General features: G+C 66.9%; 4 protein-coding genes and 1 pseudogene. 4 read left to right on the top strand and 1 reads right to left on the bottom strand.

The genetic code is table 11. The features are described from left to right. Positions 1–245: 245 nt before the first annotated feature. From VIB55_RS11285 to VIB55_RS11295, 3 genes are all read left to right on the top strand, one after another. Positions 246–1,388 carry a type I restriction endonuclease gene (locus VIB55_RS11285; RefSeq protein WP_331876763.1) on the top strand — a complete coding sequence of 381 codons (1,143 nt, stop codon included), beginning with the start codon at positions 246–248 and terminating at the stop codon, positions 1,386–1,388. 52 nt (positions 1,389–1,440) lie between these two features. Continuing rightward, positions 1,441–2,187 (top strand): DUF4236 domain-containing protein, encoded by a 747-nt coding sequence (locus VIB55_RS11290; protein WP_331876764.1) that lies wholly within the window; start codon positions 1,441–1,443, stop codon positions 2,185–2,187. 455 nt (positions 2,188–2,642) lie between these two features. Next, positions 2,643–3,041 carry a hypothetical protein gene (locus VIB55_RS11295; protein WP_331876765.1) on the top strand — a complete coding sequence of 133 codons (399 nt, stop codon included), beginning with the start codon at positions 2,643–2,645 and terminating at the stop codon, positions 3,039–3,041. 16 nt (positions 3,042–3,057) lie between these two features. Here VIB55_RS11295 and VIB55_RS11300 read toward each other — a convergent pair whose 3' ends face one another. Then, the gene (locus VIB55_RS11300; RefSeq protein ID WP_331876766.1) at positions 3,058–3,366 is read right to left on the bottom strand and encodes a DUF1963 domain-containing protein; all 309 of its coding nucleotides are present in this window, start codon (positions 3,364–3,366) and stop codon (positions 3,058–3,060) included. On the opposite strand from VIB55_RS11300, the pseudogene VIB55_RS11305 reads away from it, so the two are divergent. Then, positions 3,353–4,330, top strand: a pseudogene (locus VIB55_RS11305) (S9 family peptidase); the annotation flags it as partial. The gene VIB55_RS11300 and the pseudogene VIB55_RS11305 sit on opposite strands and share 14 nt — an antisense overlap.

Consider the following 4,330-nt stretch of genomic DNA (forward strand, 5'->3'; position numbering starts at 1 on the left):
TCCCAAGAAGTACTGGGGCGGCGTACCCCAGAACCCGTATCCCCTGCTGCGGTAGCGCTGGATCGCTCGCTTCGGCCGGCGTGAATGCAACGGCGCCGCCGCTCCCTTCGTGGGGGCGGCGGCGCTTCGCCGTATTCCCGCGACGGGGGGAATTTCGAGCGACGGGACCGACAACGAATGCAGAGGTGGAGACGCACGCCGCCCTCTGCCGTCGTGTCGCGATCCCCGAACCCTCCGCAGAACGCATGTCAGATGATTTTCGCGCCGCGCTGATCGCCCACGCCAGGATCGCCATCGAACGATCCGGCCGCGCGGCCACAGAAGCCGCCACGAACCAGTACCTCGTCCTGCCCTTCATCCAGTTCCTCGGATACGACCCGCTGGACCCCGACGAGGTGGTGCCCGAGTCGCACGCGTCGTTCTCCGACAAGTTCAAGAACCGGGTGGATTACGCCATCTGCCAGGCCGGTACGCCGGTGATCGCCATCGAATGCAAGAAGGTCGGCGCGTTGAGCGAGGCGAACCGCGGGGAGCTGAAGGGCTACTTCAACGCCGTCCCCACGGTGAAGCTCGGGATCCTGACGGATGGCCTGGTCTACCAGCTCTATACCGACACGGGGCTGGAGAACATGATGGACGACCAGCCGTTCGCCATCCTGAACCTGGCCGACGTGGCGGAAGAGCGGGTGAGCGATACCGAGCTCGACGCGCTGCTCCGCGTGCGGAAGGGCACCTTCAACCCCGCCAACGTGGGGTCCGACGCCCGCCGCAAGATCTACGTGGGCGCGTACATGGACGCGCTCGACCACGCCCTGTCGGACCCGGACGAGCGCTTCGTGCGGACCCTTCTGGACATGGCCAGCATCGAGGGCCGGCGCACCACCAAGATGGTGGAGGAGCACGCACCCATCGTCCGCGAAGCCGCGCAGGCCCTGCTGGACCGGAAGATTCTCGCGCGCGTGGGCTTCGCCGAGCGGACGGACCTGGTACGCGTGCAGGACGTGGTCGCCACGCCCGTCGCGGCGGCGGAATCGCAGGACCCTGCGCCAGCCGCCACGAGCGGCACCGGCGTCGTGACCACGGAGGTGGAGCTGCGCGTGTGGGAGTACGTGCGCACCCGCCTGCCGTTCCTGATCGCGGGTGATGAAGAGCTGTTCGCGAAGCTCGGCAGCGTCTTGAGCGTGGATTACAAGACGGTCTACTGCGTCTTCTACAAGCAGGAGCGGAAGGGGAGGATCTTCAACTTCTGGGAGGGCCGCGGTTCCAAGCCGTACCGCTTCGAGTTCCCCGCGGCGGAGGGCAATGTCAGCGTCGAGACCGACAACCTCGCCGACATCGACGGGCACCTCCTCTCCACGTTCCGCCGCCGCGTCGAGGAGATGGGCTGACGGCGGGCGCGATACGAACGGTCGGAGCACTCTCTCTTAAATGGTTGATTTTATGGCATTCCGATTCAGAAAGAGCTTCAGGATCGCGCCGGGCGTGCGATTCAACGTGTCGAGCTCGGGCCTGAGTACCACGTTTGGGCCGCGCGGGATGAACGTCACCACCGGCCGGCGCGGCACCTTCCTTAACGCGGGAATCCCAGGCACCGGCGTAAGCGCGCGCGGGCGGCTGGGCGGCGGCGGCCACTCCTTCGCGGGTGGTGGCGATGACGGGAAGGCGAGCGGCTGCGGGTGCTTGGGAGCCGGTGTCGCGGGGTTCTTCCTGCTGGTGCTCGCCGGCATGTGCGGCGACGCCACCACACCCGATACGCCGTACGCCGTCCAAACGCCCGCGTACCTCCAGTCATCCTCGGCGTACTCGGGCAGCGACGACGAAGCGGCGTACACGGGCTCACGCGACGACTTCTACGTCCACGGCTCGATGAACGTAAGGTCGCAGCCGAACAAGCACGCCGCCGTGGTGCGCACGCTCTCTCGCGGCGACCGGGTTACGCTTGGGGCCAAGGATGCGAACGGCTGGGCGCCGCTGTTCGACTACGCGGGGAGGCAGACGGGGTTCGTGTACCGGGCCAGCGACCTCGTGCGAACCCAGGCGCCAAAGACGCGGTACTCGGCAACCGCCGGATCGTCCCGCCGTTCCAGCGCCGAATCGCGTGGGTACCACACGGGTCCGCGGGGCGGCTGCTACACCTTCAGCGCATCCGGACGCAAGCGGTACGTAGATCGCTCGCTCTGCCGTTGAGCATTTCGCATAGGGTCCCCAATGGCGCGGGCGCCAGACATCTGGTGTCGCCAGTTACTCGGCGTTATCGTTCCAGCCTCCGCTTATGCCTTTCACGCTCCGAACGTTCCGATCCGATTCGGTCAGGGAGCGTTCCGCACGATTGCGCTCTGCAGTCCAATCATCGAAGGTCCAGAATGCGCGCGTACGTAGTCACTGCTCTCCTCGCCGTGCCCCTGCTGGCCGCCAGCGCGCCCCAGCAGCGATGCCACCCGTCGTACCCCGATTTCTGCATCGCGCCGCCGCCTCCAGATCTGGACTGCCCCCAGGTCCACGGGCGGAAGCCATTCACCGTCCGACACGACGTGCGCAACCCGGACCCTCACCGATTCGATCGCGACAAGGACGGCCGTGCCTGTGAGCCACGGCCGAGGCACTGACGTCCTCTTTGTTTCCCCTGAACTCCTCCCATAAGCATGACAAAGTACGACCGCTCCCTTCTTCAGCGTCAGGCAGACGAACTGTACGCCCAAGCGGACAACCTGGTGATGAACACTGCCATTGGCACAGCAATCATGGTTGGGGCGATCGGCGGCGCGATGGGTTACATCGCCGCGGAATTTGTCGGCCAGTCGCTGGAAGGAACCGTGTTGCTCGGGATCATCGTTGGCGGGCTGTTCGGATTCGCGGTGGGCTGGTCCAGCGGAGAGCAGCAAGTGTTCAAGCTGCGGCTGGAAGCGCAGGGAATCCTCTGCCGGATGATGATCGAGAAGAATACGGCCGATCTGCTGGCCCTTGCACGCGAGCAGAACCGCCCCGCCGCAGGCACCGTACCGGTCGAGGCTGGAACGCTGCAGGTTTATCCCCATCCCTGACCTGTTCGTGCGGCGGCTACGTGCAGTCCCGGTGGAAGATGACCGCCGAGAAGTCCCGCATCAGCAGGTCGCGGCGCCGGATCATGAACACAGCTTCGCCGCGGTCTCCCCACATGATGTTGCGGTCCGACGTGAGCCGCAGCAGCGTGCGATCGTAATCGTCATAACGGCCGGGCGCGCGAAAGTCGCATTGCGTATTGACTGGGTGACCGCCCAGCTCGATCGGCGCCACTGGCACCCATGGCCCTGCCCGCTTCATATTGCGATCGATCCCATTCGGCACAGGGACCGTCACCCCGGAGAATCGCATCATGAAGTTGCGCAATGCACTCGTGCTCGGCCTGCTGCTTCCCGCGGCCCCGCTCTGGGCCCAGCAGCCCGACGACCCGTTCCAGTGGCTGGAAGACGTAGAGGGCGCCCGGTCGATGGAGTGGGTGCAGGCCCACAACCGCGCCACGACCGACGAGCTGGAGCAGCACCCCGCCTACCGTCCCATCTACGACCGCACGCTGCAGATCCTGAACTCGCGCGAGCGCATCGCCTTTCCCGACGTGCGCGGCGAGTGGATCTACAACTTCTGGCAGGACCAGGAGAAGCCGCGCGGCGTGTGGCGCCGCACGCGCTGGGACAGCTACCTGAGCGCCACGCCGCAGTGGGAAACGGTGCTGGACGTGGACTCGCTTTCCCGTGCCGAGTCGGTGCCCTGGTCGTGGGCCGGCGCGAGCTGCCTGGAGCCGCAGGAGCGCCTGTGCCTGGTGCGCCTGTCGCGCGGCGGCGCCGACGCCGTGCAGGTGCGCGAGTTCGACACGCACGCCAAGCGCTTCGTGGAGGGCGGATTCTTCCTTCCCGAAGCGAAGCAGAGCATCGCCTGGCGCGGCGCCGACGCGCTGATCGTGGCGCGCGACTTCGGCGAGGGGACGATGACCACCTCCGGGTATCCGCGCAGCGTACGCCTGTGGCGCCGCGGCACGCCGCTGCAGTCCGCCGCCACGCTGATGGAGGTGCCGTCCACGGACATGGGCGTGTGGGCCGCGTCCATCCGCACGGCCGACCGCACCTGGTACGCCGTATCGCACCGCCCCAGCTTCTTCGAGGGCACCATGCACCTGCTGCAGGGTGACCGGCTGGTGAAGCTGGACCTGCCGCTGGACGCCGACATGTCGCTGGTGCGCGACCAGATGGCGGTGTACCTGCGCTCGCCCTGGCAGGTGGGCGGCACCACGCACCCGGCCGGGTCGCTCATCGCCATGCCCATCGAGCGCTTCCTCGCCGGGCAGCGCAACTTCCAG

The sequence above is a fragment of the Longimicrobium sp. genome, assembly GCF_036554565.1.
Classification (GTDB): Bacteria; Gemmatimonadota; Gemmatimonadetes; order Longimicrobiales; family Longimicrobiaceae; genus Longimicrobium.

What these genes read in the sequence shown, in the direction of transcription:
- VIB55_RS11290 (WP_331876764.1), top strand. Translation starts at nt 1,441, where the DNA reads ATGGCATTCCGATTCAGAAAGAGCTTCAGGATCGCGCCGGGCGTGCGA.
- VIB55_RS11295 (WP_331876765.1), top strand. Translation starts at nt 2,643, where the DNA reads ATGACAAAGTACGACCGCTCCCTTCTTCAGCGTCAGGCAGACGAACTG.
- VIB55_RS11285 (WP_331876763.1), top strand. Translation starts at nt 246, where the DNA reads ATGTCAGATGATTTTCGCGCCGCGCTGATCGCCCACGCCAGGATCGCC.